The sequence below is a fragment of the Paraburkholderia sp. GAS38 genome, from assembly GCF_050434965.1.
Taxonomy (GTDB): Bacteria; Pseudomonadota; Gammaproteobacteria; order Burkholderiales; family Burkholderiaceae; genus Paraburkholderia; species Paraburkholderia phenazinium_A.
In genome coordinates this window covers 185,453-199,094 of record NZ_JBNDJO010000007.1, presented here as the reverse complement: position 1 = coordinate 199,094, position 13,642 = coordinate 185,453, and the positions used below count along the sequence as shown (strand labels likewise).

Genomic DNA, 13,642 nt, shown 5'->3' with positions numbered 1-13,642 from the left:
TGTCGGGAATGCTTGATCGACACGCGAATATGCTCCGTTGCAGTTGAGCCCGTCGCGAGCTTGCGCAGTACGAGGGCGGTACGTTTCGGCAGGTAGTATACCTACCGTCAAGCATCGGCACTTCGCCGGTGGTCACGTAGCGGGCGCGGGCTGACAGGCGTCAGCCCGCGCATGCCACTGTCGACCAGTGGCTGACTTCCGCATGACTTCTGCTTTACTTCTGCTTTACTTCTGATAGCCCGCCTGTTTCACCGCGCGATCCGCGGCGGCCTGACCCGCGGCCAAGGCCTGGTCGACCGTCAACTGCCCCGCCACCGCGCCGGAAATGCTCTGCCCGACCACCGTACCGAACGACTGAAACTCCGGAATGCTAACGTATTGCACGCCGGTGTACGGGACCGGCTGCGCGCTCGGATGGGCCGGATCCGCGGTCTCGATTGCGTTACGCACGAACTCCGAAAACGGCGCCGCCTGTTTGTATTCAGGCAACTGGTAAGTCGAGAGACGCGTACCGGGCGGCAGCGAGGCCCAACCAATATCGGCGCCCACCAACTTGATGTATTCCTTCGAAGTCGCCCACTCGACAAATCGCTTTGCCGCATCTTGCGAGCGCGACGTCTTCGGGATCGCGAGCGCCCAGGACCACAACCAGTGCGAGCCCTTGGGCGTCGCCTGAATCGGAGCAGCGGCAAATCCCACTTTGTCCGCCACCGTGGATTCGTTCTTGTTGTAGAGAATGCCGGCAGCCGAAGTGGCATCGACCCAGATCGCGCACTTGCCGCTCGACATCAGGGAGAGATTTTCGTTGAAGCCATTCGAACTGGCGCCAGGCGCACCGTCCTTCTGCAACAGGTTCGTATAGAAACTAATGGCGCTCTTCCATTCGGGCGAATTGATCTGCGCATGCCACTTCTCGTCGAACCAGCGGCCACCGAACGTGTTGACGAGCGTACCGACGTAGGCCATGTTCTCGCCCCAGCCTGCCTTACCACGCAGGCAGATGCCGTAGATGCCGTTGCTCTTGTCGGTCAGCTTGTCCGCGAAGTCCTTGATCTGTTCGTAAGTGGGCTGATCGGGCATGGTCAGGCCTTTTGCCGCGAACAGATCCTTGCGATAGAACGTCATCGAGCTTTCTGCGTTAAACGGCAGCGCATAGAGTTTGCCGTCATAGGACAAACCCTCCCGCACGGTCTTGAACATATCGTTGAGATCATAGTCTGCCGGCAAACCGCTAATCGGCACGAGCCAGCCGCGTTTGCCCCACAGCGGCGCCTCGTAGGTTCCGATGGCCAGCACATCGAACTGGCCGCCATTGGTCGTGATGTCCGTCGTCAGGCGCTGCCGCAAGACGTTTTCTTCGAGCACGACCCATTTCAGCTGAATGTCCGGGTTAGCCTTCTCGAACGCCGTTGACAGCTTCTTCAGTTCAATCTGGTCGTTATTGTTGGGAACGCCGACCGTGACGGTGGTTGCCTGCGCAACGTTGCTTACCGCCATGACACTGCACATGGCGGCAGTCATTGCGACACCACGATATAACGTGCGCAGGATTCCCTCTCTGCGATAGAGCTTTGCTTTCATTTCGTCTCCTGGAAAATTATCTAGCACCTAGATCGAACAGAGAACTTCAATCACGATGAGTCGTGCCGGGCTCAAGTGATGGTGTAACCGCCGTCAATCAACACGTTGGCTCCGTTTATCATGGCGGCGTCCGTGCTAGCCAGATACAGAATGGCGGAAGCGATTTCAGCAGGCTTGGCAAACCGGCGGGTTGGAATGGCGGCTCGGGCGCGCACTCCCGTCTCCCCTGCCCATCCGCTTAGTCCTAACTCGGTCTCGACCACGGTCGGTGAAATGGCATTCACGGTGACGCCATGAGGTGCCCATTCGAGCGCCATGCAATTGGTCATGCCGAGAATGCCGGCCTTGCTGGCGCAGTAGGCAAGATGGCCTTCGATGCCGATCACGGCAGCTTGCGACGCCAGGTTGATGATCCGGCCGCTTTTGCGCGCGAGCATGCTTGACGCGAAGGCACGCGCAATTAGAAACGCTCCGGTCAGATTAACGGCGATCGTTTTATCCCAGGTCTCCAGGGGGAAATTCTCTGCGGGCGCGAGCGGCCCGATACCCGCGTTATTGACCAGCACGTCCACGTGGCCGAAGCGCGTCAAAATGTCGTTCGCCGCCGCAGTGACGGATGCAGCATCGCTCACATCGACAATCCAGCCGGCGTGTTTGGCGCCGAGGCTCGATGCCACTTCCGTCACCGACTGGGCGCGGTCGATCAGCGCCAAAGTGGCGCCCGCCTCTGCGAAGAGCTCTGCGGTCTTGCGCCCAATTCCGGCCGCCGCGCCGGTGATGACGACGACCGCATCCGTAAAGTCATAAGTAGTGTTCGACTTGAAAACCATGATGGTTCCTCGATCATGTGATCCGAAGGCTGCGGTCAGCTCATCCAGTTGCCGCCGTCGACATTGAGCGTCTGGGCGGTGATGTAATCCGCGTCCGCCGACGCGAGGAACACGGCGGCACCCGTCAACTCGGACGGACGACCCATCCGCCCCAAAGGCACGGCCTCTCCGACAAGACGCTTCTTCTCGCCGACCGGACGGTTTTCGTAGCGCGCGAAGAGCGCGTCGACGTCCCTCCACATGGGCGTGTCGATCACGCCCGGCGCAATGCCGTTCACGTTGATGTGATGAGGCGCGAGCGCCAACGCGGCCGACTGGGTGTAACTGATCACGGCAGCCTTGCTCGCGCAGTAGTGCGCGACCAATGCCTCACCACGGCGTCCCGCCTGCGAGGCCATATTGATGATCTTTCCGCCGCCACCCTGCTCCACCATCTGGCGGGCCACACGTTGCATCAGAAAGAACATGCCCTTCACATTCACCGCAAAGACACGGTCGTAGATCTCCCACGACTCCTCCAGCAGCGGACGCATGTCAAAGATGGCGGCGTTGTTGAAGAGGATGTCGATACGCCCGAAGCGCGCAAGGGTGGTGCGGACAATCTCCTCGATACCCTCGCGCGTCGTGACGTCGGCGCGCATCAGTACGATCCGCTCGGCAGGCACGTCGCCATAAGTTGTTTCGAGCTCGGTCTGCGGCTTTACATCGACGACCACCACCTTGGCGCCTTCATCCAGATAGCGACGCACCACGGCTTCGCCAATGCCGGCCGCCGCACCTGTCACGATCGCAATCTTGTCCTTGAGTTGCATTTACGTCTCCTGTCAAAAATTCGTACCGTTCACACTCACGCGCGGCATGCCAACGCATACATCCCGATGACGTCTCTCACCTTGCTTTGAATGATGCTCATGGGAGAGCCGTCGATAGCGCCGCGGCGCAATGCCCAGTATTGGGCGGGAAGATAGCGGCTCAGCAGATTCTCCGGAATCGCGCTTGCCGTAAGGTTGTCGATCAGTTTTTTGGCCGCGGCTTCGATCTCGGGGTCGGCCCAGTAGTAACGCACCCGGTCGCTATAGCTGTAGGTGCGGAGAAGACGGCGATCGTGGTCGTCGCCGTGGTAGTACTTCTCCCAGTTCCCGGGTTTGGCGAGCATGACCGCTTCCACCACTTCGCGCAGCTTCGAGCATTCGCTTCCATTGATAATCTCGGCCTCGATGTCCGCCAGTGCATACAACGCCTCGCGTAGCGCAAAAGTCACGCCCGGGCCAACCTTCAGGATTCCGAACCCATCACGAACGAGTTGCCGGAGCGCTTCGGGCTTCTGATAGTCCGTCGAGTGCGCCTCGAAGACCATGCCCGGCAGTTGCGTGAGTACGTTGGAAAGCTCCGTCGCAAGCTCGGGCTTGTAATCGATCACCTTGGTGTGATCGAACTCGACACCCGGTTGAACGACCAGCGCAATCACGCGCTCCCACGCTTCATCAAGCCCCCGTTCACGCCACGCGTCGCGATGAACGGCGACGGTGTCGAGCGCCCCTTCCCAGCGTGTCACCTCCACCGCTTCCAGCTCTTCGCTCGCGCCGCCCGGAACAGGGACTTCGGTGCCGATAACATACACTGGCTTCGTGGCTGTGCCCTCGCGCGCGGCCGCTCGCTCCGCAACAGCGCATAGACGCGAGGCGCGCTCCGCAACGACGCCATCCGACAGGCGTGCGGGATCGCCGCCGCAGCTCATGCTGGTATCCAGATGGATCTTCGAGAAACCCGCCGAGACATACGCGTCGATCAGCGCCTCCGCGCGCTGCATCGCTTCTTCGGCGGCAAGACCTCGCCACGCATTCGGTCCAAGATGATCTCCGCCGAGAATCAGACGGTCGCGTGACAAGCCGACCCCATCCGCGATTCGATAGACGAAGCGTACGAAATCCGCGGGCTTCATTCCCGTGTAGCCGCCGAACTGATCCACCTGGTTCGAGGTCGACTCGATCAAAAGCGGCGTGCCGTCGTCCAGTGCCTGCTTCATGGCGGCGCCCAGCACCCATGGATGCGCCGAGCAGATCGAGTAGATGCCCTTCAAGGTTTGCGCCGCAGCGCGATCGCCGGAAAGGCGTGCAACGACGTTATGCATGATGGTGCTCCGACGCATGTCCAATGAACTCGTCCAACTCTGCGAGCGTCGCGGTTCCCTCCATCGGCCCCTTGGCGGTCACCGCCAAGGCTCCACTAGCGCTGGCGTAGCGCAACGCCCGTTCGACTTCCATGCCCTGCGAACGGCAGGCAATGTACGTCGCGCCGAAGCAGTCGCCGGCACCGGTTGGGTCAATCTCTTCGACGCAGAAAGCAGGAAGATGCCTCTCCATCGTGCCGTCGTAGAAACTGCAACCCTCCTTGCCCCGCTTGACGACCACTTCGAGCACACCACGCTCGAGCAGCTCGTCGATTGCCTCCGCCTCCGAGCTCGCCGTAGCAAGCATGGTCACTTCGTGGCCACTGGGCAGAAAGACGTCCGTGTAGTCGAGAACGAAATCGAGTGCCTCACGCATCTCAGGAATCCGTAGCATTTCCTTGCGGACATTCGGATCGAAGCTGACGGTGCCGCCTTGCCCTTTCACCGTCTCGATCACCTTCTTCATCGCTTCGATGATGCGCGACGAGAAGAGCGACGACCCCATCACGTGGAAGTGCCGGCAATCCTTCAGGAGATCGTCACGAAGGTTGTCGACCGACAGCAGGCCCGACGCACTGTTGGCAATATTGAAGATGAAATCGCGCTCGCCATCCTGCCGGTAGGTGACGAACGCGCTGCCGGTCGTCGCGGTTTTGATGACGGCAATGCCCGAGACGTCGACACCGTCCGCACGCAGTCTCTCCACATTCAGGATGCCGAAATCATCGTCGCCGACACAGCCGATCATCGCGCAGCGACTACCTGCATGGGCCACCTGGTCGATGAAGATCGCCGGCGCACCGCTGGCGTACGGACCGATAAGCGTGCCGGGCCGGCGAAACGACTGTCCGCGCTCGACCGCCATAATCTCGACGAGTATCTCTCCCATCGTCAGGATGTAGCCGGTGTCGCCGGCCCTGTACAGTTCGGAATTGACCATAAGACGTTTTCACTTGCAGTGAGCCCCCTGCCGTCTCGCAGCGCGAGGGCGATAGATCTCAGCGCGTCGCTCAGCGCGTCGTATAACCACCGTCGACGACCAGCACTTCGCCCGTCACATAACTTGCGGCCGGAGAGCAGAGAAACAGTGCGGCGGTCGCGACTTCTTCCGGCTGGCCGACCCGCGCCATCGGAGTCATGTCGCGCCAGATCGGGAACCACTCGTCATTGGCCATGCCACCGCGCGACATGTCCGTGTCGATGTAGCCGGGAGCCACCGCGTTCACGCGGATGTTTTCGGTGGCGAGTTCGCTGGCGAGGCTCTTCGTCATCATGTGAACCGCTGCCTTCGAGCTGTTGTAGGCGACCTGGTTCTGCGGAATGTTGGAGATGAAGCCGGAGATCGAGCCCACGTTGAGAATCACGCCGCCGCCTTGCGCACGCATCGGCGCAAGCACGGCCCGGCAACCGCGGAACACCGCGTCGACGTTCAGGCTCATGATGCGACGCCAGCGCGTTTCGTCGAAGTCGCCGGTATCGCCGTGAATCGCCACGCCGGCGTTGTTGACCAGCACGTCGATGCGTCCGTGGCGCTTGAGCACTTCGTCGACCAGTTGCTGGGGCGCCGCTTCCTGCTCGAGGTCGGCTGCGATGAAGTCGACCTCATAGCCGGCCTCGCGCAGACTGCGTTCGGCTTCGGGCACCGGACTGCGGCTGCTGATGACGAGGCGCGCGCCGGCTTCGCCGAAGGCATGCGCGATGGCGAGCCCGATGCCGCGCGTACCGCCGGTGATCAGCGCGAGCTTGCCGTCGAGGCGGAATTTTTCAAGGATCATGACGTGTCTCGTGAAGGGTTGATAGATCGACTGCTTGACGATGGCGTTCGGCGCAGGGCGCGGGTACGCATGGTTTTGCCTGCTGTTCTTTTCAGATTAAATCAATTGATTTAACTACGTCAACGGCATTCGCCCTACTTCGGGGAAACACTGATGGGGAGGGAGTTACGGAGAGTCATGCAGCGCCGGCATCACGCGCCGAGTGTGCCGATTTGAGGCAGACTGAGGCGTTGTGCGGCATAATGGACCCTCTCAGGTTCTGGCACGGCCCTCGGAATAGCCAGAATCCTTTAGCCGACCGGAATACGGTCGGCTTTTTTTTGGGGCGGATGGTGATGCCCACGAGTGACGCGTCGTGGTTGCATACCGTCGTACGCAAGCCTGTGCCCCCTTGAACAGCGAGCAGGGTCGTACATGGCCAGCATGTAACGACTGGCTACATCTACGGCGCCCTTCTACCATCCGGGACATCACCCATCAGGCTTAACACCCGCTCCAGTTTCTCGATATGCGGGAAGTGCCCCGCTTCCGCAGACTGCTGCTCCGTGCTTAGGCCGAGGGAACGGCGCGCGCCGATATGGATGTCGGCGCTCGGCTGGCTCGTCGACCAACCCGCATTCGCGCCACGGGCCGATCATCTCTTTCACGTTATCGCGAGCGCCATCCTGGCGAATCGGCCTGGCGACGATATCAGGAAGGCAACGTAACAGAGCGCAACGAACGGTTGTCTGCAGTGCGTAGGATCGCGTCCTCTATGCCCGGCAGGAATGACAGTTATGCATTCGTGCCGTCTTCTCTGCGGCTTTGAGTTGCCCGACTATCTGGTGGATCTGTACAAGAACCGCAAGGCACGTTGCCGGTTCTCCGCAAGAAAGTCGCTTCGGCGTCTTGACCCGGTCCTGCTTCGTTCCCAGCCACAAACCGTCGGGAACGATTGGACAGGCAATCTGATACATCACCATCAAGGCAATATGAAATCACGTACTTTTCTCGTAACCGGTGCCAGCAAAGGCATCGGCAGGGCCGTCGCACAGCGGCTGAATGCGGACGGGCACCGCGTAGTGGGGCTGGCACGTCAGGGGGACGACCCAGGATTTCCAGGAAGGCTCGTTTCTGTCGACCTGTCCGATCGCGCGAAAACGCAGGCCACACTCGACAGGCTTGTGGCGGAATACAAGTTCGACGGCCTGGTCAATAACGTTGGGCTGGTCAAACCGCAAGGGCTGGGCGCCATCGATCTGGAAGCGCTTGACGCCGTCATGTCGCTCAATCTGCATCCAGCTATCCAGGCGGCGCAAGCACTCCTGCCCAATATGAGCGCCCAAGGCTGGGGGCGAATCGTCAACGTATCGAGCCTCACTATCCTTGGCATCGTGGAACGTACGGCTTATGCCGCCGCCAAATCCGCCCTGGTGAGTTTTTCACGCTCCTGGGCGCTTGAATTGGCGACCACCGGCATCACAGTCAATTCCGTCGCTCCCGGCCCCACGGAAACCGAACTGTTTCGAGCCAACAACGCGCCGGGAAGCGCAGGGGAGCAGCGCTATCTCGCCTCCGTCCCAATGAAACGCTTCGGCAAGCCAGACGAGATTGCCGCAGCCATCACTTTCCTGCTGTCCGAAGACGCTGCGTTCATCACGGGCCAAACGTTGTTTGTCGATGGCGGCGCCTCGATAGGCAAGGCTTCAATTTGAGGGCAGAACATCTCCTCAATCCAGGAGACGAAAGCGCGTGCTTTTACGCTGACCATGCGCCCACTGGGAAAAACGGTCCACAGGTCGATACCCGCGGTTCGCCGGCTTGTGCGAACCAGGTTCGCGTGCCGACGACGCAACGCCGACCGTGAGTGACCTTGCGTGCCGTCGTGCTCGAGTCGCCAGGCCCCCCATCCTGAGTGCTACGTCGATGCCGCGTTCCGGCAGACCGGAGTGAGGTCCACCCGATATGCCCCCAGGGAATGACTGTTATGCCGTCATGCTGCCTACCCCGGCCAGTTCATTTCAACGACGATGTTTCCATGTCTGGCGAACCGCTACCAGGAGCTCGTCTGACAGCAAGTCGTCGTTGTGGCTCTCCCCGCAGTCGCAAGAGCCATCGAACGTGTTACCGCGCTCGTCCTGCTAGCCGGTACTAACCGATCCGCAAGGAGTAACTCCATGAACAAGCTGTTTTCAGCCGTCAAAGTCGGCCCCTACACCCTTTCCCATCGCGTCGCGATGGCGCCATTGACACGTATGCGTTCGGAGCCGGGTGACGTGCCGGGCGATCTGATGGTTGAGTACTACACGCAGCGCGCAACCGAAGGCGGCCTTATCGTCACGGAGGCAACCCCCGTTTCGGTACAGGGCTACGGCTATGCAATGGCCCCGGGGATCTACTCCGACGATCAGATTGCAGGATGGCGCCGGATCACCGATGCCGTGCACGCTAAAGGCGCTCGCATCTTCCTCCAGTTGTGGCATGTCGGCCGTCAGTCTCACCCCGATCTTCAGCCCGGCGGCGCGGCGCCCGTCGCTCCGTCCGCGCTGAGAGCCGAAGGCCATGCCTATTCAGTGAACGGCGAAGTTGAATTCACGATGCCCCGCGCGCTTGAATTGCACGAAATCCCCGCCATTGTCGAGGACTTCCGCAGGGGGGCCGAACGGGCGCTGCGCGCGGGCTTCGACGGTGTGGAGCTGCACGGCGCAAACGGCTATCTGCCGGATCAGTTTCTGCAGGACGGTTCGAATGCTCGCACCGACGAGTACGGCGGCCCGATCGAAAATCGCGCCCGTTTCCTCCTCGAAGTAACGGACGCACTGATTTCCGTGTGGGGAGCGGATCGGGTTGGCGTGCGCATTGCACCGAGCGGCACCTATGGCTCGATGCATGACAGCGATCCGGAAACCACCTTCGGTTATGTGACGGAGCAGTTGGACAAGCGTGGCATCGGCTATCTCCACGTGGTCGAGCCACGCGTCAAGGGAACGGAAACGATCGGCGAAGTTCACGATCCGGTCGCGGCGCGCCATCTGCGCCCGAAGTTCACCGGCACGCTCATCGCCGCAGGCGGCTTCACGAAAGAGACTGCGGACGCGATCATCGAAGCGGGCCACGCGGACATCGTCGCGTTTGGCCGCCACTTCATCGCCAACCCCGATCTGCCCGAGCGCCTGCGGTTGAATCTGCCGCTCAACCGGTACGACCGGAGTACTTTTTATGGCGGCGACGCACGCGGTTACACCGACTACCCGTTCCATGCCGAAACGCAGGCGGCGTAATTCTGCAGCCCACCATCGGGATCCGGAAGAGCGGATTCCGGTACTTGACTCCCTTCACACAAGCACGCCCTGAAAGACGCAGCGACCCGCGCTAACGTAGCGCCGGTCGTTGCGTTGGCCGCTACGGCACGGCAGGGCGAGCGTTTCCAATCTATCTCGCAGGACTCGATATGAGCATTCTGGTTCCGTATCCTCGCGGCTTCGCCTTCGACACGGACGTCATTCAACCCGTCTCCCGCGCTTCACCAGACCATCCCGCCCGCCTGTAATCGCTCGGCGACACCCCAGACACCCGCTTGAACGCGCTGCTGAATGCGCTTTCGGATGCGTAACCCAACCTTGCTGCGAGAACGGCAATGGGTGTTTTCTCGTCGATTAACGCCTGCTTTGCCATGCGCATGCGCCACTGCGTAAGCCACGTGAGCGGAGCCACGCCCGCGACAGACCTGAAATGCACGCAGAACGCCGTACGCGACATTGCCGATGCGGCCGCAAGCTCATCCAGCCGCCACACCCGGCCGGGATCGCCATGCATCAACCGTAGCGCGGGCGCAAGCCGCCTGTCGCCGATAGCGCGCAGCCAGCCGTCGGGGACTTCCGTGCCGCTGTCGAGATAGACGCGCAGCATTTCGACGAACATCAGTTGTGCCAGGTATGCCGAAGCAAGGCCGCTGCCCGGCAGACCCGAAGCGAACTCATTCACTAGCCGCGCAAGCAGCCATTGAAGGACGGTCGCCTGCTCGCAGTCCGCGCGGATGTGTATCAGCGGCGGCAGGACGTCGACCAGCAGCGCATCATTGGACGGTGCGAGCCTGATGTGCCCGCCGATCTGCGTGCAACCGTTGCCGTCGCCAATTTTCGCGGTCCGGATCCCGTCACCGGAGAAGACGGTGGCCGCATCGACCGGTTCCGCGTTCGGATCGCTTGCGAAGACAAACGAACGTTCACCCGTCAACAGAAAGACGTCTCCTTCGCGGACTGACACGGGTGCAGTCTGCGCATCGAGGCAAAGCCAGCAACTTCCCTTGACCAGCGCAAAGAATTTGATCTTTTTCGGCCGCGGAAAGCGGATCGCCCATGTGCCACCGGCGGAGAAGCCACCTGCCACGACGGGTTGGGCGCCGAGCAGGCGAAGGATGTCCGACAGTGGATCGTTGTCGAATTTTGAACTCATGCGACAGTATCCCGTACTTTTGATTATTCATCGTACCGGAATTTGAGCCCACACTGTGCGCATCATTGTTCGTCCAGGAAGACGCCATGCTGACGCCACAACAACCGCTTAGTTCGGGTTTCGGAGCCGCCACCACCGCCGATGAAGTCATGACCGGCATCGATCTTTCCGGCAAGACCGCGATCGTGACCGGAGGCTACTCAGGCCTCGGGCGTGAAACCGCGCGAGTCCTGCGAGCCGCCGGAGCACGCGTCATCGTTCCCGCGCGTGACCTGAGCCGCGCCCGCGAAGCACTGGCCGGCATTGACGTCGAAATCGCGCCGATGGACCTGCTCGATCCCACGTCTATCGACGCCTTTGCTGCATCGTTTCTCGAATCGACACCGGCGCTGCACATCCTCGTCAACAGCGCCGCGATTATGGCCGTGCCGGAATTGACACGCGACGCGCGAGGGTATGAGTATCAGTTCGCGACCAATCATCTCGGCCACTTCCAGCTCACCACGCGGCTCTTGCCGACGCTGCGCAATGCGAATGGCGCTCGCGTGGTGTCGGTCTCATCGATCGGTCACCGCTATTCGCCGGTATTTCTCGACGATCCGCATTTCGAGCGCCGTCAGTACATCCCATTGGCAGGATATGGGCAGTCGAAGACGGCCAACATCCTGTTCGCCGTTGCGCTTGACCAGCGGGAGAAGGCCCATGGCGTACGCGCATTTTCGCTGCATCCGGGCGCCATTGCGGATACCGGGCTGGGGAAATACATACCGCTCGAACACAGGGTGGCAGCGGGCGTCATTGATGAACAAGGCAAGCCCGTGCGTGATCCGGCAAGACAACTCAAGACCATCGGGCAGGGAGCGGCCACGCAAGTCTGGTGCGCAACAAGCCAGCAACTGAACGGCCTGGGCGGCGTGTATTGCGAAAATGTCGACGTGGCCTCGGTGATGAAGGAACAACCGGAGAAGATCGATATGGCGGATGCCATGAGGCTTACGGGCGTAGTGCCCCATGCCATCGACCCCGCCTCCGCCGATGACCTTTGGGAACTCAGCGAGCGGCTTCTCAACTGGTAGCGTGAAACCCGGCTCAGGCGCCGTGGACCCGTATCGCAGCCAGTAGCGGCAGCTCACGCCGCATACGCCTCGAAGCGGACAGGCTTATACTCGGTTGACTCCCACGGACTCACACCTCAGGCATGCCAAAGCACACCGCTCATCCTGAGCGGCATCCATCCGAATTACCGCTCGCTACGCCGAGCTTCGCGTCGGTGTCGATGGCCTCGCTGATTGCGGTTCTTGCGTGGCTGGCCTTCGTCGCGCAGACCGACATCACGATTGGCAGAATGCTGATGCGCGGTCTGGGCGTGATCGAGGGTATCGAGCGCATCAGCAGCTATCTGACCAACCTCACGGTCCTCGCCGTCGCCATCGGTTTTACTTGTGTGGCACTGCGAGCACGCTCCGCGCCCGGGCGGTTTTTCCGCAAACCGCCGGTGCTCACCGCTGTCGTCGTGTATATCGTGTTCGTCGGCATCGCCTATAACACCCTGCTGCGCCATCTATGGACGCCAGCCGGCTTCCGCTCGCTGCTCAACGAATCGCTGCATACGGTCATCCCGCTGCTGTGCGCGCTGTACTGGCTGCTGTTCGTTCCGCGCTTTCATCTGCAATTGCGCCACTGCCTCTTCTGGCTGGTCTATCCGCTCGGCTATCTGTTCATGACATTTTGGCGCGGCAGCGAAACCGATTTCTATCCTTATCCGTTCATCAACGTCAGCGAGCTCGGTTACGAGCGTGTGCTCGTCAATACCCTGTTGCTGCTGCTCGGCTTCGTCCTTTTGATGGGCGTCTTCATCGCGATCAATCATCGCCGTCCGCGTCCGGTGCCAGCCGTCGATGCTCGCCAACCTGATGGCAGCGATCGCATCAAGGACCGTTCACTGAACCCTTGAGCCGCGACTCGGCAAGTTCTTCGCACTGCATCGCATTGGATTGCGACGAAGGCGGCCACGCCGCACCAACGCTACAGCTTCAAATACCGCTGCGGCGTTTCCCCCATGGTCCTTTTGAACATCGTGATAAAGGCACTGGAGTTGGTATAGCCGAGTTTGGTGGCGATCGTCCCCACCGCCACGCCCTGCGCAATCAGCGAAACCGCCTCGACCAGTCTGAGCTGTTGCCGCCATTGTCCAAAGGTCAAACCGGTCTCGTCGCGGAACAGGCGCGCAAGCGTGCGCTCGCTGGCGCCGGCACGCTCGCCCCACGTGCCAAGCGAATCGCAGTTATCCGGCTCGTTGAGCAGACGTTCGCAGATCTGCCGCAAGCGGCGATCGTTCGGTAACGGCAGGCCGCCCTCCGTCGCCTCCGGTGCATCCAGCATTTCCTTGAGCAGCAACGGCGTGATCAGCGCGGCGCGCCGGTCGGGATCGTCCTTCTTGTCTTCGATCATGGCCGCGACGAGTTCGCGCAACAGCGGCGAAATCGACAGCACCCGGCAGCCGGCCGCGGGCCACGGCGAGGCTTCCGGTTCAAAGTAGACGCTGTGCATCAAGACCTCGCCCGTCGCCCACAACTCGTGGCCGATACGCGGTGGGATCCACAGACCGCGACGCGGCCCGAGCGTCCACATGCCGGTCTGCGTCACCACCCGCAGCACGCCGCGCACGGTGTAGACGAATTGCGCCTGCTCGTGCGAATGCCACGCCTGCCTATCTCCATCTCGATAATCATAGCAACTGGCTATGATGTCGCGCGACTGCCGCGGATATTGGATGTCGGGGGTTAAGCGCCACGCCTGGTCCACCTTCTACGCTCCTCGAAAAACCGCCAGAAATTGTCTGTTTCACGAAG

General features: G+C 61.1%; 12 protein-coding genes. 4 read left to right on the top strand and 8 right to left on the bottom strand.

Annotated features, from left to right (window positions below):
• Positions 1-225: 225 nt before the first annotated feature.
• The 6 genes from P3T42_RS18590 to P3T42_RS18565 all read right to left on the bottom strand — a co-directional run bounded on the left by P3T42_RS18590 (position 226) and on the right by P3T42_RS18565 (position 6,356).
• Positions 226-1,497, bottom strand: a complete 1,272-nt coding sequence (locus tag P3T42_RS18590; protein ID WP_429306974.1) for an ABC transporter substrate-binding protein — start codon at positions 1,495-1,497, stop codon at positions 226-228.
• A 155-nt stretch (positions 1,498-1,652) separates the two neighbouring features.
• Entirely contained in the window at positions 1,653-2,411 is a 759-nt protein-coding gene (locus tag P3T42_RS18585) for a GolD/DthD family dehydrogenase (RefSeq protein WP_429306863.1), read from the bottom strand.
• A gap of 35 nt (positions 2,412-2,446) precedes the next feature.
• A complete protein-coding gene (locus P3T42_RS18580) occupies positions 2,447-3,223 on the bottom strand; it encodes an L-iditol 2-dehydrogenase (RefSeq protein ID WP_429306862.1) in 777 nt (258 codons plus the stop codon).
• A 35-nt stretch (positions 3,224-3,258) separates the two neighbouring features.
• Positions 3,259-4,542 carry a D-tagatose-bisphosphate aldolase, class II, non-catalytic subunit gene (locus P3T42_RS18575; protein ID WP_429306861.1) on the bottom strand — a complete coding sequence of 428 codons (1,284 nt, stop codon included), beginning with the start codon at positions 4,540-4,542 and terminating at the stop codon, positions 3,259-3,261.
• Entirely contained in the window at positions 4,535-5,521 is a 987-nt protein-coding gene (locus tag P3T42_RS18570) for a tagatose kinase (RefSeq protein WP_429306860.1), read from the bottom strand. Before P3T42_RS18570 ends, P3T42_RS18575 begins: the two co-directional genes overlap by 8 nt.
• Before the next feature lie 70 nt (positions 5,522-5,591).
• Positions 5,592-6,356, bottom strand: a complete 765-nt coding sequence (locus tag P3T42_RS18565) for an SDR family NAD(P)-dependent oxidoreductase (protein WP_074296222.1) — start codon at positions 6,354-6,356, stop codon at positions 5,592-5,594.
• Positions 6,357-7,327: 971 nt separating this feature from the next.
• Here P3T42_RS18565 and P3T42_RS18560 point away from each other — a divergent pair.
• Both P3T42_RS18560 and P3T42_RS18555 read left to right on the top strand, forming a co-directional pair.
• On the top strand, positions 7,328-8,050 hold the full coding sequence (locus P3T42_RS18560; protein ID WP_429306973.1) for an SDR family oxidoreductase: 723 nt from the start codon (positions 7,328-7,330) through the stop codon (positions 8,048-8,050).
• Positions 8,051-8,512: 462 nt separating this feature from the next.
• A complete protein-coding gene (locus tag P3T42_RS18555; protein WP_429306859.1) occupies positions 8,513-9,616 on the top strand; it encodes an alkene reductase in 1,104 nt (367 codons plus the stop codon).
• Positions 9,617-9,839: 223 nt separating this feature from the next.
• Here P3T42_RS18555 and P3T42_RS18550 read toward each other — a convergent pair whose 3' ends face one another.
• Positions 9,840-10,790: an AraC family transcriptional regulator gene (locus P3T42_RS18550; protein WP_429306858.1), complete on the bottom strand. Its 951-nt coding sequence runs from the start codon at positions 10,788-10,790 to the stop codon at positions 9,840-9,842.
• 86 nt (positions 10,791-10,876) lie between these two features.
• Between P3T42_RS18550 and P3T42_RS18545 the strand changes: the two genes are divergently transcribed.
• Both P3T42_RS18545 and P3T42_RS18540 read left to right on the top strand, forming a co-directional pair.
• A complete protein-coding gene (locus P3T42_RS18545; RefSeq protein WP_429306857.1) occupies positions 10,877-11,866 on the top strand; it encodes an SDR family NAD(P)-dependent oxidoreductase in 990 nt (329 codons plus the stop codon).
• Positions 11,867-11,988: 122 nt separating this feature from the next.
• Entirely contained in the window at positions 11,989-12,744 is a 756-nt protein-coding gene (locus P3T42_RS18540) for a Pr6Pr family membrane protein (RefSeq protein ID WP_429306856.1), read from the top strand.
• A gap of 71 nt (positions 12,745-12,815) precedes the next feature.
• Here the strand turns inward: P3T42_RS18540 and P3T42_RS18535 are convergent, their stop codons facing one another.
• A complete protein-coding gene (locus tag P3T42_RS18535; RefSeq protein ID WP_429306855.1) occupies positions 12,816-13,595 on the bottom strand; it encodes an AraC family transcriptional regulator in 780 nt (259 codons plus the stop codon).
• Positions 13,596-13,642: the final 47 nt, after the last annotated feature.

Bases quoted from the DNA above. Each gene is read 5' to 3' on its own strand.
- P3T42_RS18555 (WP_429306859.1), top strand. From the start codon at position 8,513: ATGAACAAGCTGTTTTCAGCCGTCAAAGTCGGCCCCTACACCCTTTCC.
- P3T42_RS18570 (WP_429306860.1), bottom strand. From the start codon at position 5,521: ATGGTCAATTCCGAACTGTACAGGGCCGGCGACACCGGCTACATCCTG.
- P3T42_RS18580 (WP_429306862.1), bottom strand. From the start codon at position 3,223: ATGCAACTCAAGGACAAGATTGCGATCGTGACAGGTGCGGCGGCCGGC.
- P3T42_RS18585 (WP_429306863.1), bottom strand. From the start codon at position 2,411: ATGGTTTTCAAGTCGAACACTACTTATGACTTTACGGATGCGGTCGTC.
- P3T42_RS18590 (WP_429306974.1), bottom strand. From the start codon at position 1,497: ATGGCGGTAAGCAACGTTGCGCAGGCAACCACCGTCACGGTCGGCGTT.
- P3T42_RS18550 (WP_429306858.1), bottom strand. From the start codon at position 10,790: ATGAGTTCAAAATTCGACAACGATCCACTGTCGGACATCCTTCGCCTG.
- P3T42_RS18560 (WP_429306973.1), top strand. From the start codon at position 7,328: ATGAAATCACGTACTTTTCTCGTAACCGGTGCCAGCAAAGGCATCGGC.
- P3T42_RS18575 (WP_429306861.1), bottom strand. From the start codon at position 4,542: ATGCATAACGTCGTTGCACGCCTTTCCGGCGATCGCGCTGCGGCGCAA.
- P3T42_RS18540 (WP_429306856.1), top strand. From the start codon at position 11,989: ATGCCAAAGCACACCGCTCATCCTGAGCGGCATCCATCCGAATTACCG.
- P3T42_RS18565 (WP_074296222.1), bottom strand. From the start codon at position 6,356: ATGATCCTTGAAAAATTCCGCCTCGACGGCAAGCTCGCGCTGATCACC.
- P3T42_RS18545 (WP_429306857.1), top strand. From the start codon at position 10,877: ATGCTGACGCCACAACAACCGCTTAGTTCGGGTTTCGGAGCCGCCACC.